This is a genomic window from Georgenia sp. Marseille-Q6866, assembly GCF_965111665.1.
In genome coordinates this window covers 1-26,216 of sequence record NZ_CBCOOR010000002.1, presented here as the reverse complement: position 1 = coordinate 26,216, position 26,216 = coordinate 1, and the positions used below count along the sequence as shown (strand labels likewise).

Genomic DNA, 26,216 nt, shown 5'->3' with positions numbered 1-26,216 from the left:
CCGAGCGGAAACTTTACTCCCCGGTGACCCCCTGGTGAATACCATCGAGCCTCAACACGCCAGATGTCTTGCATTCTGGACTCCTCGCGCGCCGGCGGGAAGCCCCTCGGTCGACAGGACTCGGCGGCATGGGACGTCGCGGGACGACGAGAGCCGGGCCCCCTGTGGGGACCCGGCTCGTCGGTGGGGCGGTTCAGCGGCCGCCGGCCTCCAGCTGGAGGATGCGGCCGAGGAGGCCGTTGACGAATCGTGGGGAGTCGTCCGTCGACAGCTTGGTGGCCAGGGCCACGGCCTCGTCGACGGCGACAGCACCCGGCACGTCGTCGTTGAACATCAGCTCCCACACGCCCAGGCGCAGGATGGCCCGGTCGACGGCGGGCATCCGCGGGAGCGTCCACTCCTGGGCGTAGGTGGTGATGAGCTCGTCGATCTCGGTGGCGTGGTCCGCCACACCCTCGACGATCTCCACCGAGTACTGCGGCAGCGCGGTCTGCGCCGCCGTGTGCTGCAGGCGCTGGGCGAGCAGCTCGCGCAGCTCGATGTCCCAGCCGGCCAGCGCGCGCTGGTCCGCCTCGTAGAGGACGTCGACGGCGCGCGTGCGTGCCTTGGTGCGTGCTGCCATGTCAGTCGTTCACGCGGCCGAGGTAGTCCCCGGTCCGCGTGTCGACCTTGACCTTGGTCCCCTGCTCGAGGAACAGCGGCACCTGGATCTCGTAGCCGGTCTCGACGGTGGCGGGCTTGGTGCCGGCGGAGGAGCGGTCGCCCTGGAGGCCGGGCTCGGTGTAGGTGATCTGGAGGACCACGGACGCGGGCAGGTCGATGTACAGGACCCGGCCCTCGTGGGTGGCGACGGTCGCCATCTGCCCCTCGAGGAGGAAGTTCGCGGCGTCGCCGACGATGTCGGCGCCGACGAGGATCTGGTCGTAGGTTGACGTGTCCATGAACACGTAGTCCTCGCCGTCCTGGTACAGGTACTGCATGTCGCGGCGGTCCACCGTGGCCGTCTCGACCTTGACGCCGGCGTTGAAGGTCTTGTCGAGGGTCTTGCCGGAGAGCACGTTCTTGATCTTGGTGCGCACGAAGGCGGGGCCCTTGCCGGGCTTGACGTGCTGGAACTCGACGACGGACCAGAGGTTCCCGTCGATGACGAGCACCATGCCGTTCTTGAGGTCGTTCGTGGTGGCCACTGAGGTTGTCCTTTCGAGAGAGCGGCAGTCAGCCTAGCGCGTCGAGCGCCCACAGACCCAGCACGGCGCACGCGCCGGCCCAGGTGTAGGAGATGAGCGTGCCGATGATGAAGCGCTCGGCGGCGGGGCTCACCTTGTCGGGGTGGCTCTCGCGCAGCTCCGGGTAGCGGCCCAGGCCCTTGACCGCGAGGACGACGGCGACGCCCTCGGGGAAGCCGGCGAGGACGGCGCCGGTGATGGCCGCCCGCTCGAGCATCCCGATCCAGGTGCCGCCCCGCAGCACCCCGTTCGCGGGCGGGGTGGACTGCACGCGGCGCAGCACCAGACCCGTCACGAGCCGCCCGAGGAGGACGGAGACGACGAGAGCCGCGACGACGATCCCGGCACCGGCCCAGCTCATGCGGCCACCCCCTCGGCAGCGGTCAGCAGCCGGGCGGCGAGCGGGTGCAGCCGCACCTCCTCCTGCCACAGGGCGGCGTCCAGGCGCTGGCTCACCGCCTGGGCGCTGATCCCGAGCCGCTCGGCGGCCGCCCGCTGGGTGCCGCCCTCGGCGAGGAGGTCGACGACCTCCCAGCCGGCCTCGCTGCGGCGGCGCACGACGGCGGCGAGCAGCTGGAGCAGCGCCTCGGCCTCCTCCGCGGCGCCGGTGGCCACGCCGTCGACGGCGAGCGGCACGCTCGCGGAGCGGCCCCTGGCCCGCTCGACGGCGGAGCGGGCGAGGATGAAGGCTTTCCCCGCGCTGGCGGGAGCGGACTCGGCGAGCGGCTCGACGACCGGGCCGGCCCCGACCCCCACGCTCCACCCGCCGAGCCGCTGGAGCAGCAGGACGAGGCCGACGACGGCGTGCGGGTCGGCGAGCACCCCCTGCACCTCGTCGCCCACGGTCCGCTCGACCGGCAGGACGAAGGGGTCGGCCGGCTGCCGGCCACGCCACTCGGCGACGGCGTCGAGGAGGCCGGGCACGGCGTCCCCGCGGCTGCGGCTGGCCTTCTGGTCGGCGGTCATGACGAACATGACTCAAGGCTAGACGCTTGATGCGACCAGATCAAGGGCTTAGCCTTTCACGACGCCAGGGCGGCGTAGGCGCCCTCGAGCAGGGCGGGGTCCGGTCCCTCGAGGCGGCCGGGGCGGCCGATGCCGTCGAGGACGACGAAGCGGAGGGTGGCACCACGGGTCTTCTTGTCGCGGCCCATGGCCTCGAGGAGCTCGGGCCAGCGGTCCTGGCGGTAGGTCGTCGGCAGGCCGAGGGAGCGCAGCACGTCCCGGTGCCGGGCGACGTCGGCGTCGGGCAGCCGTCCGGCGGCCCGGCCGAGCTCGGCGGCGAAGACCATGCCGACGGCCACGGCGTCCCCGTGGCGCCAGCGGAAGTCCTCGCTCAGCTCGATGGCGTGGGCCAGGGTGTGCCCGTAGTTGAGGAACTCACGGCGCCCGGCCTCGCGGAGGTCCTCCGAGACGACCTCCGCCTTGACCTGGACCGCGCGGCGCACGAGCTCGGCCAGCACGTCGGAGCCCGCGTCACGTGCGGCGGCGCCCGCGTCCGCCTCGACGAGCTCGAGGATGCGGGGGTCGGCGATGAAGCCGGCCTTGACGACCTCCGCCAGCCCGGCGGCGTGGTCCTCGGGCGGGAGGGTGGCCAGGGTGTCGAGGTCGCAGACGACGGCGCGCGGGGAGTGGAAGGCACCGACGAGGTTCTTGCCCTCGGGGGTGTTGATCGCCGCCTTGCCCCCGACGGCGGCGTCGACCATGCCGAGGAGCGTGGTGGGCACGTGGATGACGGCGACCCCGCGCAGCCAGGAGGCCGCGACGAAGCCGGCGAGGTCCGTGGCCGCTCCCCCGCCCAGCCCCACGACGAGGTCCTGACGGGTGAAGGCGGCCCGGCCCAGACGTGACCACACCTCGGTGAGGACGGCGGCCGTCTTGGCCTGCTCACCGTCCGGCACGAGGGCGGGGTGCACCTCGTGCCCCGCGGACTCGAGGGCGGCGACAAGGCGCCCCGCCCGCTCGGCGAGCGGGGCCTGGTGGACGAGGAGCACGCGCCGCGGCTCGTCGCCCACGGCGGCGGCCACCTCGCGGTCCAGGCCGCGGCCGATGACGACCTCGTAGTCGTGCTCGGCCCGGACGGGAACGCGCGCCTCGGTCACGCCTCGCTCCGCGGGCGCAGGTCGCCGCGCTCGAGCGCCTCGGCGACGAGGGTGGCGAGCCGCTCGACGGGCTCGGTGTCGGTGTCGACGACGAGGCCGGCGACCTCCTGGTACAGCGAGCGGCGGGAGTCCATGAGGGCCTTCCACCGGGCGCGGGGGCTCTCGACGAGCAGCGGCCGCGCGCCGGACAGGCCGACGCGCGGCAGCGCCTTGGCCATGGAGACCGCGAGGTAGACGACGGGCACGGAGAGCAGGGCGGCGCGGGTGTCGGGGTGCTCGACCGCTCCCCCGCCCAGCGCCACGACGCCGTCGTGCTCGGCCAGCGCCCGCAGCACCTCGGCGTGCTCGAGCGCGCGGAAGTGCGGCTCGCCGTCGTCGATGAAGATGTCGCTGATGGTGCGGCCCTCGCGGCGCTCGACGGCGTCGTCGGTGTCGAGGAGCTGAACGCCGAGCAGCCGCGCGAGGACCTGGCCGACCGTGGACTTGCCCGCTCCGGGCGGGCCCACGAGGACGACGCGAGCGCGGGAGGTGGGCCGGCTCATCGCATGCCCTCCGGGATCGACTCGAGGTAGGCGGTGAGGTTGCGGGCGCACTCGGCGACGGAGTCGCCGCCGGTCTTCTCCAGCAGCGCCTCGGCGAGGACGAGGGCCACCATCGCCTCGGCGACGACGGCGGCCGGGGCCACCGCGCAGACGTCCGAGCGCTGGTGGATGGCCGTCGCGGCCTCACCGGTGGACACGTCGATGGTCCGCAGGGCGCGGGGCACGGTGGAGATGGGCTTGAGCGCGGCGCGCACGCGCAGCACCTCGCCGTTGCTCATGCCGCCCTCGACGCCGCCGGCGCGGTTGGTCGTGCGGTGCACGCCGTCGGCCTCGCGGACGATCTCGTCGTGGGCGACGGAGCCGCGGCGGCGGGCGGTGCGGAAGCCGTCACCGACCTCGACGCCCTTGATCGCCTGGATGCCCATGACGGCCCCCGCGAGACGTGAGTCGAGCTTGCGGTCGCCGTGGACGAAGGAGCCCAGGCCGGGCGGCAAGCCGTAGGCGAGCACCTCGACGACCCCGCCGAGGGTGTCGCCGTCCTTGCGGCACGCGTCGATCTCCTCGACCATCGCGGCCGAGGTGGCGGGGTGGAAGCAGCGGATCGGGTCGGCGTCGAGGGCGGCGACGTCGTCGGGACCGGGAACGGGGGCGTCGTCGGGGACGTCGACGGGACCGACGGCGACGACGTGGGAGACGAGCCGCACGCCGGCGACCTGCTCGAGCACGGCGGCGGCGAGGGCACCGAGGGCCACGCGCGTGGCGGTCTCGCGGGCGCTGGCGCGCTCGAGGACCGGACGGGCGTCGTCCAGGGCGTACTTCGTCATGCCGACGAGGTCCGCGTGGCCGGGCCTGGGACGGGTGAGGGGCCGGTTGCGGGCGATCTCGCGCTGGTCACCGGTGCCGGCGTCCACCTCGAGGAGGCTGGGGTCGACGGGGTCGGCCGACATCACGGTCTGCCACTTGGGCCACTCGGAGTTGCCGATCTCGATGGCGACGGGCCCGCCCATCGTGCGGCCGTGCCGGACCCCGCCCAGGACCCGGACCTCGTCCTGCTCGAACTTCATCCGGGCGCCGCGGCCGTAGCCGAGCCGGCGCCGGGCGAGCACCGCGCGCAGCTCCTCGGTGGTGATCGCCACGCCCGCCGGCACGCCCTCGACCACACCGACGAGGGCCTCGCCGTGGGACTCCCCTGCTGTCAACCAACGCATGCTGGCATCCTGCCACGCCCCGCCGACACGCCCGGCTGGCGTCCGTCAGGCGGCGCGCTCACAGCCCGAGCACGGGCCCCAGGCGCACGGTGACGGCACCGGCCACGGCGGCCCCGAGGAGCATCCACGGACCGAAGGCGATCGCCGTCGTGCGCGTGGCGCGCCCGGCGACGATGAGGACGAGCCCCGCCAGCCCGCCGAGGACGAAGCCGGCGAGCACCCCGAGCACGACGGCGCCCCAGCCCAGCCACCCGAGCCAGGCCCCGAGCAGCGCCCCGAGCTTGACGTCGCCCATCCCCAGGCCCGCCGGGCGCAGCAGCGCCAGCAGGAGGTAGCCCAGGCCGCTGGCCGCGGCCGCGAGGACCGCGTGCAGCAGCGCGTCCCATGCCCCGGTGACGAGCGCGGCGACGAGGAGCAGCAGCGTGAGTGCGACGGCGGTCGGCGCGAGGACCGCGTTCGGCAGGCGGTGGCTGGCGAGGTCCTCGGCGGCGAGGAGCACGCCGGCGACGGCGAGGAGGAGCGCGGCCGGCAGGTCGGCGCGCCACCCGTGGAGGAGCAGCGTGAGCGCGACGGCGACGGCACAGGCCCCGGCCAGGACGCCCGGGGCCTGCCACCAGCGTGCGGTGGCGGCCGGCTCAGCCGCCACGGCGGGCGAGGGCGTGGGTGAGCGCCGTCCGCATCGCCTCGAGCGGGGCCGGGCGTCCGGTCATGAGGCGCACCTGCTCGGCGGCCTGGTGGAGGAGCATCGCCCAGCCCGGCGCGACGGTGCCGCCCCCGGCGGTGAAGCCGGCGGCCAGACGGCTGGGCCAGGGGTCGTAGGCGACGTCGAGGAGGACGCGCCCGCTCGTGCCGCCCACGGTGGCGAGGTGGTCCCCGAGCTCGTCCCCCGCGCCCGCGGGCAGGGTGGAGACGGTGACGTCGGCGGAGGTCACGGCGTCGGCGGCCTGCTCCACCGTGGACCAGCGGCGCAGCGTGACGTGGACGCCCATCCGGTGGGCCGCGCGCTGCAGCGCACCGGCCCGGGCCGGGTTGCGGACGAGGACGAGGGAATCGGTGATGCCGAGCTCGGCGAGGGCGGCGAGGGTCGACGCGGCGGTGGCCCCTCCCCCGAGCACGACGGCGCCGCTCGGGCGCCAGCCCTCCCGGCCGGACGCCTCGCGCAGGGCGGCGACGACGCCGTGGACGTCGGTGTTGGCGCCGACGACGAGCCCGCGCCCGGGGCCGGGCTGGACGATGAGGGTGTTGACCGCGCCGACGACCTCGGCGAGCGGGTCGACGACGTCGGCCACCTCGAGGGCGACGTGCTTGAGGGGCATGGTGAGCGACAGGCCCGCCCACTCGCCGTCGAGGGAGGCGACGACGGCGCCCAGCTCGTCGGCGTCGACCTCCGCGAGCCCGTAGACCCACTCGAGCCCCAGGGCCGCGTAGGCGGCGCCGTGGAGGACGGGTGAGAGGGAGTGGCCGACGGGCTTGCCGAGGACGGCGGCCCGCCGCGCCCCGCCCGGCAGCGCGCCGGCCGGGTGCACGTCGTAGGTGGGCAGCACGGGGCCGCCCGGCTCACCGCCGCTCACGCTCAGCCCTCGTCGTCGGTGGGGTTGGTCGCCAGCCACTCGCGGAAGAGCTCCTGGTTCTGCAGGTGCTCGGAGTAGTCCCCGGTGAAGCGCGTCTCGCCGGTGTCGAGGTTGACGGTGACGAAGTAGCACCAGTCCCCCTCGGGCGGGTCGAGGACGGCCTCGATGGCCGCGACGCCAGGGGCGCCGATCGGCGTGGGCGGCAGGCCGGGGTGGATCCGGGTGTTGTACGGGTTCTCCGCGTTGTCCAGCTCGGAGCGCTCGGGCACACCGCCGGAGCGTCCCAGTCCGTAGTTGATCGTCGAGTCCATGCCGATGAGGCCGTCGTCGCTGCAGTTCTGCAGACGGTTCTCCAGGACCCGCGCGACCTTCCCCCGGTCCTCCTCACGGTTCACCTCGTGCTCGATGATCGAGGCGCGGGTGAGGACGTCGTGCTGCTCGTCGGCGGGCACGTCGAGGGACTCGAAGGTGCTCGTCGTCTGGGCGACCATCGCGGCGAGGATGGCGGTCGCGTCAGCGTCCGGCTCCAGGGTGTAGGTCGCGGCGGCGAACCAGCCCTCGGGGTTCTCCGCGGCCTGCTCGGGCAGGCCGATGGCCTCGCGGTCCGCGGCGGCGGCCTCGACCTCCTCGAGCGGGATCTGGGCGACGCTGGCGATACGTTCGTAGATCTGCTCGGCGCGCCAGCCCTCGGGCACGGTGATGCGCAGCTCGGACTTGTTCGCGGGGTTGAGCAGGGCGTTGACGGCGTCCTCGGCCCGCATCTGCTCCATGAGCTCGTAGGTGCCGGGCTGGATCTGCGCGGCGTCCGGGTTGGCGCTGAAGGCCTGGACGAAGGCCTGCTCGGAGGCGACGACGCCGGCCTCGACGAGCGTGCTGCCCATCGCGGCGCCGGTGGCGCCCTCCTCGATGACGACGGGCACGCTGCCCGAGCCCGGGCCGGGGAAGTCCTCCGCGGTGGGGGTGTCCGGGCGGTCGAGGAGCGTGCGGACGGCGAGGAACGCGCCGAACCCGAGAGCGCCGACGAGGAGCAGGCTGAGCACGACGGCGACGGCGGTACGCCGACGACGGCGACGCTTGCGCTCGGCGCGGTCGCGTCGGGCGGAACGCCGCTCGACGGACGAGCGGGGCTCGGGCTCATCGGCCAGCAGGGCCTGGTCGAAGAGGTCGCTCACGCCTCTGCCTCCATTCCGTGGTCGACGAGCTCCCCCGCCGGCTGACCTGTCCGGCGCTCCTGGTCCAGGGCTGCCTGGAGGATCATGACGGCGGCGACCTGGTCGACCACCGCCCGGTGGCGTCGCCCCGGTCGGCCCGACCGGTGCAGCGCCTGGTGGGCACTGACGGTCGTCAGCCGCTCGTCGACGAGCCTGACGGGCACGGGGTCGCACGCTCGCGCCAGCTCCTCAGCGTACTCCCGCGCCAGCGCGGCAGCATGCCCTTCGGCGCCGGACAGCTGCCGGGGTAGGCCGACGACGACGCCCGTGGCCCCCAGGTCACGGACGATGTCGGCGACGCGCCGCAGCTGGGCGGGGCGCTCACCGGTCACGGTCTCGACCGGGGTGGCGAGCAGCCCGTCGGCGTCGCTGCGGGCCAGTCCGACCCGCACCGCACCGACGTCGACGCCCACGCGGACGCCGCGGACGAAGGCCGAGGCCTGATCGGTCATCGAGCGACCACGCCCCGCACGTCGTCCAGCACGCCGTCGAGAGCGGACGGGACGGCTGCCGGGTCGGTGCCGCCGCCCTGCGCGACGTCGTCCTTGCCTCCGCCGCCACCGCCGAGGCGGCCGGCGGCGCCGCGCACGAGCTGGCCGGCCCGCAGGCCCGCCTCGCGTGCCGCGGCGTTCGTGGCGATGACGACGGCCGGGCGGCCGTTGCTCGTGCCCGCGACGGCGACGACGGCGGGACGGGCGTCCCCGAGCCGTCCCCGGACGTCGAGGACCAGGGTGCGCAGGTCGTCTCCCCCGGCGACCTCACCCGCGTCGTGGACGACGACGAGCGTGCCGTCGACGTCCTGCGCGGAGTCGGCCAGCGTGCCGGCGCCGGCGAGGAGCTGCTGGCGCCGGACGGCGGCGAGCTCCTTCTCGGCGGCCTTGAGGCGGCTCATGAGGGAGGACACGCGCTCGGGCAGCTCCTCGGGGCGGCCGCCGAGCAGGCTGGTGACCTGGCCGACGAGCGCGTGCTCGCGGGCCTGGTAGCCGTAGGCGCCTGCCCCGACGAGGGCGTCGACGCGGCGGACACCGGAGCCGATGGAGGACTCCCCGAGCAGCGTCACGCGGCCGATGTTGCCGGTGCGCGGCACGTGGGTGCCCGCGCACAGCTCCTTGGACCAGTCCCCGCCGATGGACACGACGCGCACGCGCGAGCCGTACTTCTCCCCGAAGAGGGCCATCGCGCCGGACGCCTTGGCGTCCTCGATGTCCATGACCTCGTCGGTGACCTCGAGGTCCTCGGCGAGCTGGCTGTTGACGCGCTCCTCGATCTCGCCGATGACGGTGGCGGGCACCTGGGCGCCGTGCCGGAAGTCGAGGCGCAGGCGCGAGGGGGCGTTCTCCGAGCCGGCCTGGGTGGCCTGCTCGCCGAGCGACTCGTGGAGCGCCTTGTGGACCATGTGGGTGGCCGAGTGGGCACGGGCGATCGCGGTGCGGCGCGCGGTGTCGATGCTCGCGACACCCGTCTCGTCCAGCGTGACGGTGCCCTCGGTGAGGCGGCCGCGGTGGACGACGAGGCCCTTGACCGGCGCCTGGACGTCGTCGACCGTGACGATCCCGCCGCCCTGGAGGCGGATGGTGCCCTGGTCGGCGAGCTGGCCGCCGGCCTCGGCGTAGAAGGGCGTGCGGTCGAGGACGACCTCGACGTCGGCGGGCGCCGTCGCGGTGGGCACGGGGTGGCCGTCGACGAGGAGGCCGACGAGCCGGGCCTCCGCGGTCGTGTCGGTGTAGCCGAGGAAGAGCGTGCTGCCGCCCAGGCGGTCCTGGAGCTCGCGGTAGTGGGCCGGGTCCACGTGGCCGGACTTCTTGGCCAGCGCGTCCGCGCGGGCGCGCTCGCGCTGCTCGGCCATGAGGTCCCGGAAGCCCTGCTCGTCGACGGTGACACCCTGCTCGGCGGCCATCTCGAGGGTGAGGTCGATGGGGAAGCCGTAGGTGTCGTGGAGCGCGAAGGCGTCGGTGCCGGGCAGCTGCGGGCGGCCGGCGCCACCGGCGGCGGCCTTGGCGCGGCTCACCGCGGTGTCGAGGATCGTCGTGCCCGAGACGAGGGTGCGGCGGAAGGCCTCCTCCTCGCCGTAGGCGACGTCGCTGATGCTCGCGAAGTCGCGCTCGAGCTCGGGGTAGGACGGTGCCATCGCGTCCTTGACGACGGGCAGCAGCTCGGGCAGGACCGGCTCGTCGACGCCGAGGAGCCGCACGGAGCGCACCGCGCGGCGGATGAGGCGGCGCAGCACGTAGCCGCGGCCGTCGTTGCCCGGACGCACGCCGTCGCCGATGAGCATGAGGGCCGAGCGGACGTGGTCGGCGACGATGCGCATCCGCACGTCGTCCTCGTCGTCGGCGCCGTAGCGGCGGCCGGTGAGCTCCTGGGTCGTGGCGATGAGCGGGAAGACCTCGTCGGTCTCGTACATGTTCGCCTTGCCCTGGAGCAGGTAGGCGATGCGCTCGAGGCCGGCACCGGTGTCGATGCTCTTCTGCTCGAGCTCGCGGATCAGCGGGTAGTTCTTGCCGGTGCCCTCGCCGCGGAGGAACTGGTCGAAGACGAGGTTCCAGATCTCGAGGTAGCGGTCACCGCCGGGGTCGACCGTGCCGCCCTCGGCCTCGGGGCCGAACTCCGGGCCGCGGTCGTAGTGGAACTCCGCGCAGGGGCCGGCCGGGCCGGGCTGGCCGGTGTCCCAGAAGTTCTCCTCGCGGGGCAGGCGCACGATGTGCCGCTCGTCCACGCCGATCTGCTGGAGCGCGGCGTGGGCCTCGGTGTCCTGGTCCCACGTGGTCACCCAGAGGCGGTCGCCGTCCAGCCCGTAGCCGCCGTCGGCCTGGGAGGAGGTGAGGAGGTCCCAGGCGAAACCGATCGCCCCCTCCTTGAAGTAGTCACCGAAGGAGAAGTTGCCGTTCATCTGGAAGAACGTGCCGTGGCGCGTCGTGCGCCCGACGTTCTCGATGTCGTTGGTGCGCAGGCACTTCTGGACCGAGGCGACACGCGGCCACGGCGCCTCCTGCGTCCCGACGATGTAGGGGATGAAGGGCACCATGCCGGCGATCGTGAAGAGGATCGACGGGTCCGGCGACACGAGCGGCACGCTCGGCGCGATGTGGTGGTCGTGCTTGGCGAAGTACTCGAGCCAGCGGGAGCGGATCTCGGCGGTGCGCAATGGGACCTCGGGGGAAGGGTCGGGAGGGACGGAGTGTCAGGGGCGGTCGTCGCGGGCGCGGGCCGCGGCCTCGACGACGGCGTCGTCGGGCAGCAGGCGCTCGCGCAGCTCGGCCTCACGGTCGGCGTAGTCGGTGCGGAAGCCGGCCACGCGTGCCCGGACGCCGTCGGCGACGGACTCGAGCCGGGCGCCCAGACCGCGGCGCACGGCCGGGGTGGAGAGCGCGACGACGGCGAGGACCGTGAGGCCGACGACGGCGGTGCGACGCATCAGGCGCCCCGCCGGAAGGCCCGCCGCACGGCGTACGAGAAGGCGGCCACCTTGATGAGCGGGCCGCCGACGGTGGCGGAGACGAGCGTCGTGAGGGCCGAGACGTTCTGGGAGACCTCGGTCGCGGCCGTGGTGACGGCGTCGACCTTGGCCAGCTGGGCGTTGCTCGCCGCGATGGTGGCGGCGGCCTCGTCGACGACGGGCAGGGTGTGGGCGGTGATCTCGCGGACCGAGTCGGTCGCGGCGTCGAGCACCTTGCCGACCTTGAGGAGGGGGACGGCGAGGAAAGCCACGAGCGCGAGGAACGCGATGGCTGCCACGATCCCGGCGATGTCGCCGATGTTCATCTGCAGGCTCCTTGGTCTGGCGGGTGCTGCGGGAAGGCTACCCGGAAATGTCCGCGCCCCGGGTACCGGCGTGGCCGGCGCCCGGGGCGCAGTGTCGAGCGGTGTGGGTCAGCGCGAGTAGTACTCGACGACCAGCTGCACGTCGCAGGTCACGGGGACCTCGTCGCGCTTGGGGCGACGGACGAGCTGCACCCGGAGCTTCTCCAGCGCGACGTCGAGGTAGCCCGGGACGTCCGGCAGGACGTCGCGGTGCGCACCGGCGGCGGCGATCTGGAAGGGCGTCATGGTCTGGCTCTTCGGCTTGACCTGGATGACCTGGCCCGGCTTCACGCGGAAGGAGGGGCGGTCGACGAGCTTGCCGTCCACGAGGATGTGGCGGTGCACGACGGCCTGGCGGGCCTGGGCGATCGTGCGGGCGAAGCCGGCGCGGAGCACGAGGGCGTCCAGACGCATCTCGAGCAGCTCGACCAGCGACTCACCGGTCAGGCCGGACTCCTTGCGGGCCTCCTCGAAGACGCGCGTCATCTGGGCCTCGCGCAGGCCGTACTGCGCGCGCAGACGCTGCTTCTCCTTGAGACGGACGGCGTAGTCGGACTCGGTCCGACGACGGGCGCGGCCGTGCTCACCGGGGGGGTAGGGGCGCTTCTCGAAGTGCTTGACCGCCTTGGGGGTCAGCGCGATGCCGAGGGCGCGGGACAGGCGCACCTGGCGGCGCGACCGTGCCTGGTTGTTCTTGCTCATGCGTGTACTTCCTGTCGTTGTGACGTCACGCGAGCGGGAGGACTCCCCTCGCGCGGGGCCGACCATTGAAGGCTGGGACCCCAGGTGGCTGCCCGAAGGCAACCGGACAAGACTACCAGCGCCTCTCCACGCCCAGCCGACCCCTCCTGTGACCTCCGCCTCTCACCCCCCTCGCGTCGAGAGCTGAGTTGTGACGGAGGAACAAGTCAGCTGTCGGCGCGACGGAACGGGGCGGGGTACCGCCGTCGGGGTCCGCACGTCCTCCCGCGTCGAGATCCGCACCACCCCCCTCGTCGAGAGCTGAGTTGTTACGGAGGAACACGTCAGCTGGCGGCGCGCAGGAACGGGGCGGGTCGGCTGGGGTACCGCCGTCGGGGTCGGTCAGCCGTTGCCGAGGATGTCGCGGATGCGCTCGAGGCGGGTGGCGATGTCCCGCTCCAGGCCACGCGGGCGGGGCTCGTAGTAGCGGCGCCCGACGAGCTCGTCCGGCAGGTACTGCTGGGAGGCGATGGCGTGGGGGACGTCGTGGGCGTAGACGTACTCGGTGCCGTGGCCGAGCTTCTTCGCCCCCGCGTAGTGCGAGTCACGCAGGTGCGCCGGCACAGGCCCGGCCTTGCCGGCGCGGACGTCGGCCATCGCCTCACCGATCGCGCGGTAGGACGCGTTGGACTTGGGCGCCGTCGCGATGTGGACCACCGCTTGGGCCAGGACGAGCGCACCCTCGGGCATCCCGATGAAGGCGACGGCGTCCGCGGCGGCGACGGCGGTGTGGAGCGCCGTCGGGTCGGCCATGCCGACCTCCTCAGCGGCCGCGATGACGATGCGGCGGGCGATGAAGCGCGGGTCCTCCCCCGCGACGATCATCCGGGCGAGGTAGTGGAGCGCGGCATCGACGTCGGAGCCCCGCATCGACTTGATGAAGGCGCTGGTGACGTCGTAGTGCTGGTCGCCGTCGCGGTCGTAGCGCACTGCCGCGACGTCGATGGCCCGCTCCATGGTCGGCAGGTCGATCGTGTCGGCGTCGTCAGCGGCGCCGGCTGCGGCCTCGAGGATGGTGAGCGCCTTGCGGGCATCGGCGCCGGCGAGGCGGACGAGGTGGTTGAGCGCATCGTCGGCGAGCTCGTAGCGGCCCGCCAGGCCACGCTCGTCCTCCAGCGCCCGCGCGACGAGCGCGCGAATGTCCTGCTCCTCCAGCGGCTGGAGGGTGAGGAGCAGTGACCGGGACAGGAGCGGGGAGATGACGGAGAAGCTCGGGTTCTCCGTTGTCGCCGCGACCAGGGTGACCCAGCCGTTCTCGACCGACGGCAGGAGCGCGTCCTGCTGGGTCTTGGAGAAGCGGTGGACCTCGTCGATGAACAGGACGGTCTCCCCGCCGGTGCTCACGAGCCGCCGACGGGCGTCCTCGACGACCTGACGGACGTCCTTGACGCCGGCGGTCACGGCGGACAGCTCGATGAAGCGGCGGCCGGAGGCGTGGGCGACGAGGTAGGCCAGCGTCGTCTTCCCGGTGCCGGGCGGTCCCCAGAGGATGACCGAGGACGCGCGCGAGCTGCCGCCGGGCTCCACAAGCCGCCGCAGTGGCGCCCCGGGCTTGAGGAGGTGCTCCTGGCCGACGACCTCGGACAGGGAGGCGGGACGCATTCGCACGGCGAGCGGCGCGTCCGGACGGGCGGCGGGGGTGCCGGCGTCGTCGGCGCCCACGGAGTCGAAGAGATCCACGGTCGGAGCCTACGTCGCGTCGTCAGGAGGGGACGACGGCGACAGCTCGGCTGTCGGCGGTCAGTCGGCTGTCGGTAACAAGTCAGCTGTCGGCGAGGGGAGGGACGGCGGACGGACCGCCGGCCGGGCGGGATGCGGCTGTGGGCGAGGCAGGGGGCGCGAGGGTCAGATGCGGGCGCCGCGGGCGCGGCTGCGGACGCGGCGTTCCCACCGGTCCATCTCCGAGCGCAGCGGGGAGGCGAGGAACTCCCCCAGCGTGACGCCGGCAGCCAGCGCGAGGCCGACCGACAGCGCACGGATCGCCAGCTGCCCGCCGCCGATGACGTCGCCGCCCTCGATGAAGTCGAACATCGCGGCGTAGATCGACAGGCCCGGCAGCATCGGCGTGACTCCGCACACCGAGACAACGAGGCTGGGCAGTCGCCCGCGGTCCCCGATGACCCCGGCCAGCAGGCCGACGAGCAGCGCGGCGAAGAAGGCGGCACCGGCCGGCCCGAGCCAGAGGGCGTCGACGGCGTAGTAGACCCCCGCCGCGACCGCGCCGACGAGCGAGATGAGCCAGATGTTCGAGGCCCGCGTGTAGGACGCCACCGCCCAGGACCCCGCGATGACCCCGCCGCAGAGGATCTGGACCAGGCCCGGCGGCGCGTTGCCGAAGACGTCACCGATGTACAGCGGCACCCCCAGCCGCCGTCCGAGGTCGAGGACGAAACCGATCCCGACGACGAGCCCCACCGTGTAGAGCGCCACCTCGAAGGACTTCGCCGCCGCGGTGAGCGGGTAGCCGGAGATCGCGTCCTCGGCGGCGCCGACGAGCTGCATCCCGGCGAGGAGGACGACCATCCCCGAGGCGACGACGAGCGACGGTGGCAGCACCGCCCGGTCCCAGCCGAAGGTGTCCTGGCCCCAGAGCAGCGCGATCGCCACGAGCGTCGCGATCCCGGCGCCCACGGCCTGCTGGAAGAGGTAGGGCAGGCCCCAGCGGCGCAGGACGCGCAGCACGCGGTCGATGAGGGCGGTCGTGCCGGCAGCGACGATGGCCACCTGCCACCCACCACCGAGCAGCCCGGCGACGCCCGCCGCCATGACGCCCAGCGCGAGGGTGACGACCCAGCGGCGGTAGGGGTGCGGGGAGTCGAGGACCTCCTCCAGGCGCGTGTGGGCGCGCTCCAGCGGCAGCCGCCCGGCGGCCGCGGCCTCGACCATGGCGAAGAGGTCGGCGAGGCGGCTGTAGTCCGAGGTGCGGACGTTGATGACCCGCATCTTGGTGATGGGGTCGTCGTCACGGTCGATGGACGCCGAGATCGAGATGAAGGTGATGTCGACGTGGCAGTTGGTGACGCCGTAGGCGGCCGCGAGCCGCAGCAGCGCGGCGGTGACGTCGGCGACGGGCGCGCCCGTCGCGATCATCGCCTCCCCCACGCGCAGGACGAGGTCGAGGACCGAGCGCTCGGTCTCCGCGGCAAGGTCGGACTGCCGGCGGCGCGTGGACAGGGCGAGCGTGGGCGGGCCGCTGCCGGCCACCACCCGGCGCGCCCGTTCACGCAGGATCGACTCGCGACGGACGTGGCCCGCTGCGCGCGGCGGGCCGTGGGAAGCGGTGTCGGGTTCGGGAGTCGTCGCCACGACTCCGACGCTACGGCACCGGACCGTCACGGGACGAGCGCCCACCGGCCGCTGTGACGGCGTCCACGGTGAGAGACTGACCGCCGTGTTCGATGCACTTGCCCGCGGCGTCATCCGTCGCCCCCGGACGACGCTCGCCGTGTGGGCGGTCCTCGTCGTGTCCTGCCTCGCCCTCGCCCTCGGGGCGGTCGGCGACGGCCTGTTCCCGAGCCTCCACTCCGGGGAGCCCCGCGTGCCCGGGGCCGAGAGCCAGGAGGGCCGCGACATCCTCGCGTCCTCGTCCGAGGGCGGGGAGGAGGTGACCCTGCTCGTCCAGGGCACCGACCTCGAGGACCCGGACGTCGCCGCCGACCTCGCCGCCGCGCTCATCCAGGTCCGCCAGGAGGTCGAGGCCCTCGACGGCGTCACCGGGGTCATCGACCCCTTCCTCGCGCCCGAGGGGCCGCAGGACCCGCTCGTCGCCTCCCTTGTCTCCACCTCCGGCGACGGGTTCCTCCTCATCGCGGAGCTCGAGCCCGGGCTCGACGACGGCGGGGACGCCCGCCGCGCCGTGGAGGGCCGGCTCGAGGAGGTGCCCGCCGAGCTCTCCGACGCCGCGCCCGACGTGAGCGGGATCGTCTCGAGCACCGAGCGAGTCGTCTCGGCCGTCACCGACCGGGTGGAGGCCGACCTCGCCCGCGGGGAGGCCATCGCGCTGCCGCTGTCCCTCCTCGTCATGGTCGTCGTCTTCGGGGGCTTCCTCGCCGCGAGCATGCCGCTCGTCGGCGCCCTCGCCTCCATCGCCGGCGGGCTCGGCGCACTCCTCGGCTTCGCCCAGGTCATCGAGCTCGACGCCGTCGTCGTCAACGTCGTCACGGTGCTCGGGCTGGGCCTGTCGATCGACTACGGGCTGCTCATCGTCTCCCGCTACCGGGAGGAGATCGCCGACGTCGTCGCCTCGACCGCGAGCACCGGCCTGCCGCTGCGCCGTCGCAGGCGCCGGGCCCACGGGCGGGCCGCCGTCGAGGAGGCGGTGCGGCGCACGGTCCGGACCGCCGGGCGCACCGTCACCTTCTCGGCGGTGACGGTCGCGGTCGCAATCAGCGCCCTCATGCTCCTGTCCCCCGACATCCTCCGCTCGCTCGGCGCGGCCGGCGTGTCCGTCGTCGTCATCGCCCTGGCCACGGCGCTCACGCTCGTGCCCGCCCTGCTCGTCCTGCTCGGGGGACGGCTCCAGCGGCCCTCCGTGCTCTCCCGCGTGCCGGCGGTCCACCGGGTGCTCGAGCGCCTCGGTGACGTCGCCCCGGAGGACGGGGTCTTCTCAGGGCTCGCGCGCGGCGTCCACCGGCGCCCGTGGCTCGTCATCGCCGGCGTCGTCGCCGTGCTCGGGCTGCTGGCCTCCCCGGTGCTCGGGCTGCAGCTGCGCAACTCGACGACCGACCTCATCCCGGCGAGCTCGGACCAGCGGGAGTTCATCACCGTCCTCGGCGAGGACTACCCGGCCGCGACCACCCCGCCCGTCCTCGTCGTCGCCGACACCGACGTCGCGACGGCGCAGATCTGGGCGCAGGAGGTCGCCGCGCTCCCCGACGTCACCGACGTGGCCGAGCCGACGCCCACGGAGTCCGGTGAGCACGTCGTCCTCGGCGTCGACATCGCGTCCGGCGACGCGGGCGGGAAGGTGGCGACCGACGTCGTCCACGCGATCCGCGACCTCGACCCCGGGTTCCCCACGTGGGTCGTGGGCCAGGCCGCCAACCAGGTCGACTTCATGGCGGCGGTCGCCGACGGCCTGCCGCTCGCCGGCGGGCTCGTCCTGCTCGCCGTCGTCGTCCTCCTCTTCCTCATGACCGGCTCGGTCCTCATCCCGGTCAAGGCCGTCCTCGTCGACGCGCTCGGCCTCGCCGCGGCGCTGGGGGTGACGACGTGGGTCTTCCAGGAGGGCCACCTGTCGGGCCTGCTCGGCTTCACGCCGATCGGCGGGCTGGAGACCTACGTCGTCGTGGTCGTCGTCGCCTTCGGCTTCGGGCTGGCGATGGACTACGAGGTGTTCCTCCTCGCGCGCATCAAGGAGTACTGGGACGCCGGCCACGACAACGACGCCGCCGTCGAGCACGGGCTGCAGCGCTCGGGGCGGATCATCACCTCCGCCGCGCTCATCATCACGCTCGTGTTCCTCGGCTTTGTCGCCGGGGAGCTCATGGTCATCAAGCAGGTGGGCTTCGCGCTGGCGGTCACCGTGCTCGTCGACGCGACGCTCGTGCGGATGCTCCTCGTCCCCGCGACGCTGACCGTCCTCGGGAGGTGGAACTGGTGGGCCCCGGCGCCGCTGCGCCGCCTCCACGACCGGATCGGCATCACGCACTGACCGGCCGCCCGCCGGCTCCTCACTACCCTTCGACGAGACAAGTCTCTCGGCTTGATGGGGGCGGATCTAGGCCCGGGCCTTGCCCACGACGTTCTCGATCTCCTGGCCGACGGCGTAGCCCAGGCGCGTGTAGATGCGGCGGGCGGCGTCGTTGTCGGTCCAGATCCCGTAGTGGACGAGCGGGTGATCCTCCAGCGCCCAGCGGGTGACGGCGGCCATCATCGCGCTGCCGACGCCGCGGCGCCGCCAGCTCGTGTCCGTGCCGAGCCCGGAGAGGTGGACCGGGCCACCCTCGGGGGCGTTGACGGCGACGACGCCGCGCAGCACGCCGTCGTCGTCGCGGTAGCCCCACCACGAGAGGTCGGGGTCGGCGGGGTCTGCGCTCGTGTCCGGGTTGGCGCGGGACAGGCAGGCGCGCCCCTCTTCGGCCGCGGCGGGACCCGTCACCGGGCCGACGTGCTCCTCCCCCGGCTGGCGCGGCGGCACGGTGGCCGACCACATCCAGTCCCACACCGGCCCGGCCTGCAGTCCGAGCCGCTCGCGGGCGCCCGCCGGGACGAGGTCCCACGTGCCACGGGTGAGCAGCCCGAAGGGCACGGGAGGCACGCCGCCGGCCGCGGCGCGGGCGAGCGCGGACGCGAGTGCGCCCGGCTCGCCCGCCCCCACGAGCTGCTGCCGCTCACCGGCGGCGCGGCGCACCCGCACGAGCAGGAGCGTCGCGCCGTCGGCGTCCCAGGCCTGCTCCTCCTGCCAGCGGCTGGCGTTGGCGCGGAGGAAGAGGTGACGCCCCACCTCAGGCGGTGGGAGCGGCCGGCTCGGCCTTCTTCGGCTTGGCGTCCACCCCGGCCTCGCGGCGCTGCTCGGGGGTGATCGGCGCCGGCGCCTGGGTGAGCGGGTCGTAGCCGCCACCGGACTTCGGGAAGGCGATGACCTCGCGGATGGACTCCGAGCGGGTGAGCAGGGCGACGATCCGGTCCCAGCCGAAGGCGATGCCGCCGTGCGGCGGGGCGCCGTAGGCGAAGGCGTCGAGGAGGAAGCCGAACTTCTCCCGCGCCTCCTCCTCACCGATCCCCATCATCGCGAAGACGCGCTCCTGCACGTCGCGGCGGTGGATACGGATAGAGCCGCCACCGATCTCGTTGCCGTTGCACACGATGTCGTAGGCGTAGGCGAGGGCGTTCCCCGGGTCCTCCTCGAAGCGGTCGATCCACTCCGGGGTGGGCGAGGTGAAGGCGTGGTGGACGGCGGTCCAGGAGCCGGAGCCGACGGCGACGTCGTCGTCCTCGCCCGTGGGCTTGAACAGCGGCGCGTCGACGACCCAGACGAAGGACCAGGCGTCCTCGTCGATGAGCCCGGTGCGGCGGCCGATCTCCAGGCGCGCGGCGCCGAGCAGGGCGCGAGCTTCGGACTGCTTGCCGGCGGCGAAGAAGATCGCGTCGCCGGGCTGGGCTCGGGTGGCGGCGGCCAGGCCGGCGCGCTCCTCGTCGGTGATGTTCTTGGCGACAGGGCCGCCGAGCGTGCCATCCTCGCCCACGGTGACGTAGGCCAGACCCTTGGCGCCGCGCTGCTTGGCCCACTCCTGCCAGGCGTCGAACTGGCGGCGGGGCTGGCTCGCGCCGCCGGGCATGACGACGGCGCCGACGTACGGCGCCTGGAACACGCGGAAGGGCGTGCCGGCGAAGTACTCGGTGAGCTCGGTGAGCTCCAGGCCGAAGCGCAGGTCGGGCTTGTCGCTGCCGTAGCGGGCCATCGCGTCGGCGAAGGTGATCCGCGGGATCGAGCCCTCGATCTCGTGGCCGATGAGCGCCCACAGCTCGCGCAGCACCTGCTCGGCGACGCCGATGACGTCCTCCTGGTCGACGAAGCTCATCTCCACGTCGAGCTGGGTGAACTCCGGCTGGCGGTCGGCACGGAAGTCCTCGTCGCGGTAGCAGCGCGCGATCTGGTAGTAGCGCTCCATGCCGGCGACCATGAGGAGCTGCTTGAACAGCTGCGGCGACTGCGGCAGCGCGTACCAGGAGCCGGGCGACAGGCGCGCGGGCACGAGGAAGTCGCGGGCACCCTCGGGGGTGGAGCGGGGGAGGGTGGGGGTCTCGATCTCGACGAAGCCCTGGTCGTCCAGCACGCGGCGGGCGGCCTGGTTGACCTTGGCGCGCAGCCGCAGGGCGTGCGCGGGCTCCTTGCGGCGCAGGTCGAGGTAGCGGTACTTCAGGCGCGCCTCCTCGCCGACCTGTCCGCCGTCCTCGGCGTGCTCGGAGACCTGGAAGGGCAGCGGGGCGGCCGCGTTGAGGACGACGACGTCGCTCGCGATCACCTCGATCTCACCGGTGGCGAGGTTGGGGTTGGCGTTGCCCTCCGGGCGCTGGGACACCTCACCGGTGACCTGGATGACGAACTCCGACCGCAGCTCGTGGGCCACGTCCTCGTCCCGGATGACGACCTGGGCGATGCCCGAGGCGTCCCGCAGGTCGATGAAGGCGACCCCGCCGTGGTCACGGCGGCGGTCCACCCACCCGGCGAGGGTGACGGTGGTGGCGATGTCGGCGGAGCGCAGCGAACCTGCGTCGCGAGTGCGGAGCACGAGGATCCTTCCCTTGGTCGGGCGCACCGCTAGACGGGCGGGCGCTCGGGCAATCCTAGTTCGCCCACCGGGCCCGGCTACCACCACAGGTCCCCAAGGCGCGATGATCCGGGGATGACCCGCCCGCCTGCCCCGGTGACGGCCCCGCCGGACCTCGTGCGGCTCCTGCTCGTCGCGTCCGTCGCGCTCATCACGATCGTCGCCTTCGAGAACCTCGCCGCCAGCGCCGCGCTGCCCGCCGTGAGCGCGGAGCTGGAAGGCCTGCGCCTCTACCCGGTGGCGGCGGGTGCGCCGCTGGCCGCCCAGCTCGTCGCGACGGCCGTGGCCGGGCGCTGGGCGGACGTGCGAGGCCCGCGGCCCGTCCTCCTGCTCGGGCTCGTCCTCTTCCCGCTCGGCCTCGTGCTCGCGGGGACGGCGCCGTCGATGGCGGTGCTCGCCGCGGGACGCGCCGTCCAGGGCCTGGGCGGCGGGCTGCTCATCGTGCCGCTGTACGTGCTCGTCGGGGCGATCGTCCCGGCCGCCCGGCAGCCCGGCTTCTTCGCGTGGTTCTCCGCCGCCTGGGTGGTGCCCGCCCTCGGCGGTCCGGCACTCACCGGGCTCGTCGTGGACCACGCCTCCTGGCGCTGGGTCTTCCTCGGGGCGGCGGCGCTCATGGCCGTGGTGACGCTCGCCTTCACGCCCCTCCTGCGCCACATGCCCGGCCGCGACGCGGAGCGGGCGGAGCAGCCCGCCGTGCGCGGGCTCGTCCTCGCGGCGACCGCCGCGGGCGCCGCCGTCGCCGTCCTCCAGGTGGCGGGGAGCGCTCAGGAGGCGTGGTCGCTGCCCGCGGTGGGGGTCGCCGTCGTCGTCCTCGGGGTGTCGCTGCCGCGGCTGCTGCCGCCCGGGACGGTGCGGCTGCGCAGCGGTGTGCCCGCCGCCGTCGCCTGCCGGGCACTGCTCAACGCGACGTTCATGACGAGCCAGACCTTCCTGCCGCTCCTCCTCGTGCGCGAGTACGGGTGGACGGTGACGGCGGCCGGCTTCGTCGTCGCGGTCTCCTCCCTCACCTGGGCGGTCGGCGCCTTCGTCCAGGGGCGGGGGAGCACGACCGCCGGCCGGGGGCGCCTGGCCTGGGCGGGGCCGCTGGTCCTCACCGCCGGCACGCTGGTGACGGCGGGGGCCGCGCTGCCCGGTGTCACCCCCTGGGTCGCGGTGCCGGGTGCGGCGGTGGCCGGTCTGGGCATCGGGATGGTCTACCCGGCGCTCACGGTGCTCGCCCTGCGGCTGACGCCGCCCGTTCAGCACGGGGCCGTCAGCGCCTCCCTCCAGGTGGCCGACTCGCTCGGCGCGGCCACCGGGCTGGCGGTCTCGGGCGCGCTCGTCCTCGCGCTCATCGACTCCGGCGGCACCGTCGCCTACCTCGCCGGCCTGCTCCTCGCGACCGCCGTCGGGCTGCTCGCCACGGCCGCCGGGGCGCGGACGCGGGGCAGCTGAGCGCGGGCGGGACCCGCCTCCCGGCGGGCAGGAGGCTCGCGTGTGCGGAGCGTCACCGCGCCCTGTCCCGCGCCGGAGGCCGTGCAGCCGGTAGTCTGATGGCTCCTGGAGTGTGTATGTGCCGCCTCAGGTCCCGTGCGGAAGTGTCGCTGGTCGGGGCCCATCGCGGAGGGTGCGTCGCCTGCCTGGCGTGCGTGTAAGCCCCACTCCGCTATCTGATGGGTTGTCTTTTCTTGACTGCTGTCCTCACTGACCTTGCCCCCGCACGCCCGGAGACCGGTTTCGCCGATCTCGGGCTGCCCGACGACCTGCTCTCCGCGGTCGTCGACCTCGGCTTCACCACCCCCACCGGCATCCAGACCGAGGCGATCCCGCTGCTGCTCGCCGGCCGCGACGTCGTCGGCGTCGCCCAGACCGGCACCGGCAAGACGGCCGCCTTCGGCCTGCCGCTCCTCGCCGCCGTCGACCCCAAGCTGCGCGCCGTCCAGGCCCTCGTCCTGGCCCCCACCCGGGAGCTCGCGCTCCAGGTGAGCGACGCCATCGCGACCTTCGCCTCGCACCAGCGTGGCCTCACCGTGCTGCCCATCTACGGCGGCTCGAGCTTCACCCCGCAGCTGCGCGGGCTGCGTGACGGCGCCCAGGTCGTCGTCGGCACCCCCGGCCGCGTCATGGACCTCATGGAGAAGGGCAGCCTCGACCTCTCGCAGGTGCGCTTCCTCGTCCTCGACGAGGCCGACGAGATGCTCCGCATGGGCTTCGCCGAGGACGTCGAGCAGATCGCCGCCCGCGTCCCCGCCGGCCGCCGCACCGCCCTCTTCTCCGCGACCATGCCGGCCGCGATCAAGCGCGTGGCCGCCACCCACCTCAACGACCCGGTCCGCGTCAGCGTCACCCCGGCGTCCTCGACGGTGAACAACATCGAGCAGACCTACGCCGTCGTGCCCTTCCGCCACAAGACCGGTGCGCTGGCCCGCGTCCTCGCGATCAGCGACGCGGACGCCGCGATCGTCTTCGTCCGGACCAAGTCCGCCGCCGACGAGGTCGCCATCGAGCTCGCGGGCCGCGGCATCCAGGCCGCCGCGATCTCCGGTGACGTCGCGCAGAAGGACCGCGAGAAGCTCATCGACCGGCTCCGCTCGGGCACGCTCGACGTGCTCGTCGCGACCGACGTCGCCGCCCGCGGGCTCGACGTCGAGCGCATCGGCCTCGTCGTCAACTTCGACGTGCCGCGTGAGACCGAGACCTATGTCCACCGCATCGGCCGTACCGGCCGCGCGGGCCGCAGCGGTCGCGCCCTCACCTTCCTCACCCCCCGCGAGCGGGGCCAGCTGAGCCAGATCGAGCGGGCCACGGGGAGCCGCCTCAAGGAGGCCGACATCCCCACCCCGGCGGACGTCTCCGCCCACCGGGCCAGCTCCATGCTCGCCAAGGTCGGGGACCGGCTCACCGCCGGCCGCCTGGACCTCTACCGCGAGATCCTCGAGGGGTCCGAGCACGACCTCCGCGAGATGGCGGCCGCCCTGCTCGCGATCGCTGTCGGCGACGACGGCCCCGCGCCCCGCGAGGAGCGCAGCTTCGAGGACTCCGGCCCCCGCCAGCGTCGCGAGGAGCGTTACGACTCCTCCGGTGAGTTCGTCGGCGCCACCTTCGAGGAGGGGCGCGACAACGCCCACCGCCACGCCGGCCCGCGCACCGGCCGCGCCGGCACCCGCCCGCGTCACCGCGACGGCAACGGCACCCGCTACCGGGTCGAGGTCGGCCACCGCGACGGCGTCCAGGCGGGCGCGATCGTCGGGGCCATCACCGGCGAGGGTGGTCTGCGTGGCCAGGACCTCGGCAAGATCGACATCTTCCCGAGCTTCTCCCTCGTGGAGATCAGCCAGGAGCTGAGCCCGGAGACGAGCCGGCGCATCGCCGCCGCGCGCGTCGCCGGCCGCCCGCTGAAGATCCGTCCCGACACGGGCCCCGGCCCGCGCAAGCCCCGCCGCTGACACGTCAGCGTCCCTGAGAGCCGGTCGTCCGCAGCTGCGGGCGGCCGGCTCTCGGCATGTGTGGGGGTGCGGCGCCGCGCCCAGACGGGCCGTGAGCTCCCCGGTTCACCTCAGCCAGGCATGAGCGGGCGAGGGAGCTCGGACGACAACCGGGTAGGCCGGCAGGTGGACAGCGACGTCTCGCGGACGGCCGGCTCTCAGCGCTACCGCGCGGCGAGCTCCACCGCGGCGGAGAACTCCCGGTAGCGGTCGAGGTCCGCGCGGAGCGGCTCGACCATGACGCGCGTGGCCGCGCCCTCGACGGCGGCGGCCAGGCGCCCGCGGGCACGCCGGGCCGCGCGCCGCGCGCCGACCCGTGCGAGCAGCCGCCCCGCGAGGGCGACCAGCAGCCCGGCGACGAGACCACCGAGGAGCAGCGCCGTCGGCCAGGGCAGCGGCCCGGCCATCGGGGTCTCCGGCTCGGGCAGGCGCAGGTACCCGAGCACCCCCAGGGCGCCCAGCCACGCCGCCCCGGCCAGCGCCGTCGTGAACAGCAGCAGCCCGAGCACCGACCACAGCCGCCACCAGGACGGACGGTGCTCGGCACCCAGGTCGGTGCCGGCGACGGCGGTGTCGAGCGCGTCGACGAGCACCGGCACCCGGTCCTCGACCCGCTCGGTGACCGCGCGCCGCCAGGTCTCGGCCATGCCCTCGGTGGCGCCCCACGCGAGGTCGTGGACCCCGGTGCGGACACCCGCCTCCTGTGCGGGCGTCGGCGCGGGCAGCGACGACGCGCCGGGGGCGGGGCTCTCGAGGTGCAGGCGCCGCAGGGGGTCCGGGCGCAGCCGGCCCAGCCAGCGCAGCGGCGGCCAGCCCACGTGTCGGCCGGCGCGGCGTCGGTAGGAGCGCTCGACGGCGGTGACGACCTCCCGCACCCCGGCCGCCGAGGCGCACGCGTCGACGAGGTCACCGGCATCCGGCGCCGAGGACCCACCGCCGGCGGTGTCGCGCAGGCCGCCGGCGACGGTGCGCACGTCCGCCTCGAGCCGGTCGCGGGCCGCGCGCCCCTCCGCGGCGAGCCGCGCGAGCCGGCTGCGGAGCTCGGGCACGCCGGCACCGGTGCGGGCGGAGGTGGTGAGGAGCTCGACGTCGCCCATCCCGTCGTCGGCCAGCACCTGGCGCAGGTGGGTGAGGACGCCGGGCAGCTCGTCGGCGGGGAGCCGGTCGACCTGGTTGAGGACGACGACGCTCACGGTCGCGTGCTCGCGCAGCGGGCGCAGGTACTCCTCGTGGACGACGGCGTCGGCGTACTTCTGCGGGTCGAGCACCCACACGAGGGCGTCGACCCGCTCGGCGAGGCGCGCGGCCACGGCACGGTTCTCCACCCGGGTGGAGTCGATGTCCGGCAGGTCGAGGAGGACGAGGCCGGAGAGCGCCGGGTCGGTGGGGCGCAGCCGCCGGTCGGGGACCTCGAGCCAGTCGAGGAGGCCGGTGGCGCTGGGCGCGTCCCAGACGGCGGCGAGCGGCTGGGTTGTCGTGGGACGGCGCGCGTGGACGGCGGACAGCGGCTCGCCGACGAGCGCGTTGAACAGGCTCGACTTGCCCGAGCCCGTCGCGCCGAGCAGGGCGGCGACGGTGACGCCGGGTGCGAGGGCGCTGCGGGCGCCGGCTCGCTCGAGGACCTCGCGGGCGGGACGGAGGCGGGCCGGCGGCACGATGCCCTCGCCCAGCTCCACGGCCGCGGTCAGGGCGCTCATGCGCTCCTCGAGGAGGGGCGCCCGGGAGCGGCGCCTCATCGGCCCCCCTCGACGGACCGCACCGCGTCGGCGGCCGCGCGCAGCCCGTCCCCGGCGCCGGCGTCCACGCCCAGGGCCGTGACGCGCTCGAGCCAGGGGCGGCGGTGCTCCTCGAGGAGCCGGTCCACCCGCTCCCCGAGGTCGCGCTGCGCGTGGCGGGCGAGCTCGCGCACCGCCTGGTCGCCGAAGACCATCTCGAGGACCTTCTGACCGACGACGGCCGTGCCGCCGGCCACGCCCACCTCGATGCCGGTGAGGCCGCCGGAGAAGGCGAAGACGACGAGCATGAGCGTGACGCCGGAGGCGTTGACCCCCAGGGAGAGCATCCGGGCGCGCACCCG

The 26,216-nt window shown here is 74.4% G+C and carries 22 protein-coding genes and 2 pseudogenes; 3 read left to right on the top strand and 21 right to left on the bottom strand.

The window, feature by feature from the left end; all coding sequences use genetic code 11:
* Nucleotides 1-193: 193 nt before the first annotated feature.
* From nusB to ACWPXV_RS01955, 17 genes are all read right to left on the bottom strand, one after another.
* A complete protein-coding gene (gene nusB / locus ACWPXV_RS02035) occupies nucleotides 194-622 on the bottom strand; it encodes a transcription antitermination factor NusB (RefSeq protein ID WP_251303245.1) in 429 nt (142 codons plus the stop codon).
* A gap of 1 nt (nucleotide 623) precedes the next feature.
* Nucleotides 624-1,187 (bottom strand): elongation factor P, encoded by a 564-nt coding sequence (efp, locus tag ACWPXV_RS02030; RefSeq protein WP_454083658.1) that lies wholly within the window; start codon nucleotides 1,185-1,187, stop codon nucleotides 624-626.
* A gap of 28 nt (nucleotides 1,188-1,215) precedes the next feature.
* Nucleotides 1,216-1,587 (bottom strand): hypothetical protein, encoded by a 372-nt coding sequence (locus ACWPXV_RS02025; protein WP_454083657.1) that lies wholly within the window; start codon nucleotides 1,585-1,587, stop codon nucleotides 1,216-1,218.
* Nucleotides 1,584-2,201: a hypothetical protein gene (locus ACWPXV_RS02020; RefSeq protein WP_454083656.1), complete on the bottom strand. Its 618-nt coding sequence runs from the start codon at nucleotides 2,199-2,201 to the stop codon at nucleotides 1,584-1,586. Before ACWPXV_RS02020 ends, ACWPXV_RS02025 begins: the two co-directional genes overlap by 4 nt.
* 47 nt (nucleotides 2,202-2,248) lie before the next feature.
* Nucleotides 2,249-3,328, bottom strand: coding sequence for a 3-dehydroquinate synthase (aroB, locus tag ACWPXV_RS02015; protein ID WP_454083655.1), 1,080 nt, complete (start codon nucleotides 3,326-3,328; stop codon nucleotides 2,249-2,251).
* A complete protein-coding gene (locus ACWPXV_RS02010) occupies nucleotides 3,325-3,870 on the bottom strand; it encodes a shikimate kinase (protein ID WP_454083654.1) in 546 nt (181 codons plus the stop codon). The genes aroB and ACWPXV_RS02010 overlap by 4 nt, the downstream gene beginning before the upstream one ends.
* Complete coding sequence (gene aroC / locus ACWPXV_RS02005; RefSeq protein ID WP_454083653.1) at nucleotides 3,867-5,078, bottom strand: chorismate synthase; 1,212 nt, start codon at nucleotides 5,076-5,078, stop codon at nucleotides 3,867-3,869. The genes ACWPXV_RS02010 and aroC overlap by 4 nt, the downstream gene beginning before the upstream one ends.
* Nucleotides 5,079-5,136: 58 nt before the next feature.
* Nucleotides 5,137-5,724, bottom strand: coding sequence for a prepilin peptidase (locus tag ACWPXV_RS02000; RefSeq protein WP_454083652.1), 588 nt, complete (start codon nucleotides 5,722-5,724; stop codon nucleotides 5,137-5,139).
* Nucleotides 5,714-6,649, bottom strand: a complete 936-nt coding sequence (locus ACWPXV_RS01995) for a shikimate dehydrogenase (protein ID WP_454083651.1) — start codon at nucleotides 6,647-6,649, stop codon at nucleotides 5,714-5,716. Before ACWPXV_RS01995 ends, ACWPXV_RS02000 begins: the two co-directional genes overlap by 11 nt.
* A 2-nt stretch (nucleotides 6,650-6,651) precedes the next feature.
* Complete coding sequence (mltG, locus tag ACWPXV_RS01990) at nucleotides 6,652-7,821, bottom strand: endolytic transglycosylase MltG (protein ID WP_454083650.1); 1,170 nt, start codon at nucleotides 7,819-7,821, stop codon at nucleotides 6,652-6,654.
* Entirely contained in the window at nucleotides 7,818-8,312 is a 495-nt protein-coding gene (gene ruvX, locus ACWPXV_RS01985; protein WP_454083649.1) for a Holliday junction resolvase RuvX, read from the bottom strand. Before ruvX ends, mltG begins: the two co-directional genes overlap by 4 nt.
* Nucleotides 8,309-11,005: an alanine--tRNA ligase gene (alaS, locus tag ACWPXV_RS01980; protein ID WP_454083648.1), complete on the bottom strand. Its 2,697-nt coding sequence runs from the start codon at nucleotides 11,003-11,005 to the stop codon at nucleotides 8,309-8,311. The genes ruvX and alaS overlap by 4 nt, the downstream gene beginning before the upstream one ends.
* Nucleotides 11,006-11,041: 36 nt before the next feature.
* The gene (locus ACWPXV_RS01975; protein ID WP_454083647.1) at nucleotides 11,042-11,275 is read right to left on the bottom strand and encodes a hypothetical protein; all 234 of its coding nucleotides are present in this window, start codon (nucleotides 11,273-11,275) and stop codon (nucleotides 11,042-11,044) included.
* Nucleotides 11,275-11,622 (bottom strand): DUF948 domain-containing protein, encoded by a 348-nt coding sequence (locus ACWPXV_RS01970; protein WP_454083646.1) that lies wholly within the window; start codon nucleotides 11,620-11,622, stop codon nucleotides 11,275-11,277. The genes ACWPXV_RS01975 and ACWPXV_RS01970 overlap by 1 nt, the downstream gene beginning before the upstream one ends.
* Before the next feature lie 108 nt (nucleotides 11,623-11,730).
* The gene (gene rpsD / locus ACWPXV_RS01965; protein ID WP_152191075.1) at nucleotides 11,731-12,363 is read right to left on the bottom strand and encodes a 30S ribosomal protein S4; all 633 of its coding nucleotides are present in this window, start codon (nucleotides 12,361-12,363) and stop codon (nucleotides 11,731-11,733) included.
* Nucleotides 12,364-12,744: 381 nt separating this feature from the next.
* Nucleotides 12,745-14,082 carry a replication-associated recombination protein A gene (locus tag ACWPXV_RS01960; protein WP_454083645.1) on the bottom strand — a complete coding sequence of 446 codons (1,338 nt, stop codon included), beginning with the start codon at nucleotides 14,080-14,082 and terminating at the stop codon, nucleotides 12,745-12,747.
* Nucleotides 14,083-14,247: 165 nt separating this feature from the next.
* Entirely contained in the window at nucleotides 14,248-15,708 is a 1,461-nt protein-coding gene (locus ACWPXV_RS01955) for a threonine/serine ThrE exporter family protein (RefSeq protein ID WP_454083644.1), read from the bottom strand.
* Between the two features lie 85 nt (nucleotides 15,709-15,793).
* On the opposite strand from ACWPXV_RS01955, the gene ACWPXV_RS01950 reads away from it, so the two are divergent.
* On the top strand, nucleotides 15,794-18,055 hold the full coding sequence (locus ACWPXV_RS01950; protein WP_454083643.1) for an MMPL family transporter: 2,262 nt from the start codon (nucleotides 15,794-15,796) through the stop codon (nucleotides 18,053-18,055).
* A gap of 66 nt (nucleotides 18,056-18,121) precedes the next feature.
* On the opposite strand, the gene ACWPXV_RS01945 is transcribed toward ACWPXV_RS01950, so the two are convergent.
* Nucleotides 18,122-18,847 (bottom strand): GNAT family N-acetyltransferase, encoded by a 726-nt coding sequence (locus ACWPXV_RS01945; RefSeq protein WP_454083642.1) that lies wholly within the window; start codon nucleotides 18,845-18,847, stop codon nucleotides 18,122-18,124.
* 1 nt (nucleotide 18,848) lies between these two features.
* Nucleotides 18,849-20,636, bottom strand: a complete 1,788-nt coding sequence (gene aspS, locus ACWPXV_RS01940; RefSeq protein WP_454083641.1) for an aspartate--tRNA ligase — start codon at nucleotides 20,634-20,636, stop codon at nucleotides 18,849-18,851.
* A gap of 114 nt (nucleotides 20,637-20,750) precedes the next feature.
* On the opposite strand from aspS, the gene ACWPXV_RS01935 reads away from it, so the two are divergent.
* Together ACWPXV_RS01935 and ACWPXV_RS01930 are read left to right on the top strand one after the other, a co-directional pair.
* On the top strand, nucleotides 20,751-22,109 hold the full coding sequence (locus tag ACWPXV_RS01935) for an MFS transporter (RefSeq protein WP_454083640.1): 1,359 nt from the start codon (nucleotides 20,751-20,753) through the stop codon (nucleotides 22,107-22,109).
* Nucleotides 22,110-22,381: 272 nt separating this feature from the next.
* A pseudogene (locus ACWPXV_RS01930) lies at nucleotides 22,382-24,079 on the top strand (DEAD/DEAH box helicase); the annotation flags it as partial.
* A 224-nt stretch (nucleotides 24,080-24,303) separates the two neighbouring features.
* Here ACWPXV_RS01930 and ACWPXV_RS01925 read toward each other — a convergent pair.
* A complete protein-coding gene (locus ACWPXV_RS01925; RefSeq protein ID WP_454083639.1) occupies nucleotides 24,304-25,836 on the bottom strand; it encodes a GTPase in 1,533 nt (510 codons plus the stop codon).
* A 35-nt stretch (nucleotides 25,837-25,871) separates the two neighbouring features.
* A pseudogene (locus ACWPXV_RS01920) lies at nucleotides 25,872-26,216 on the bottom strand (ABC transporter); the annotation flags it as partial.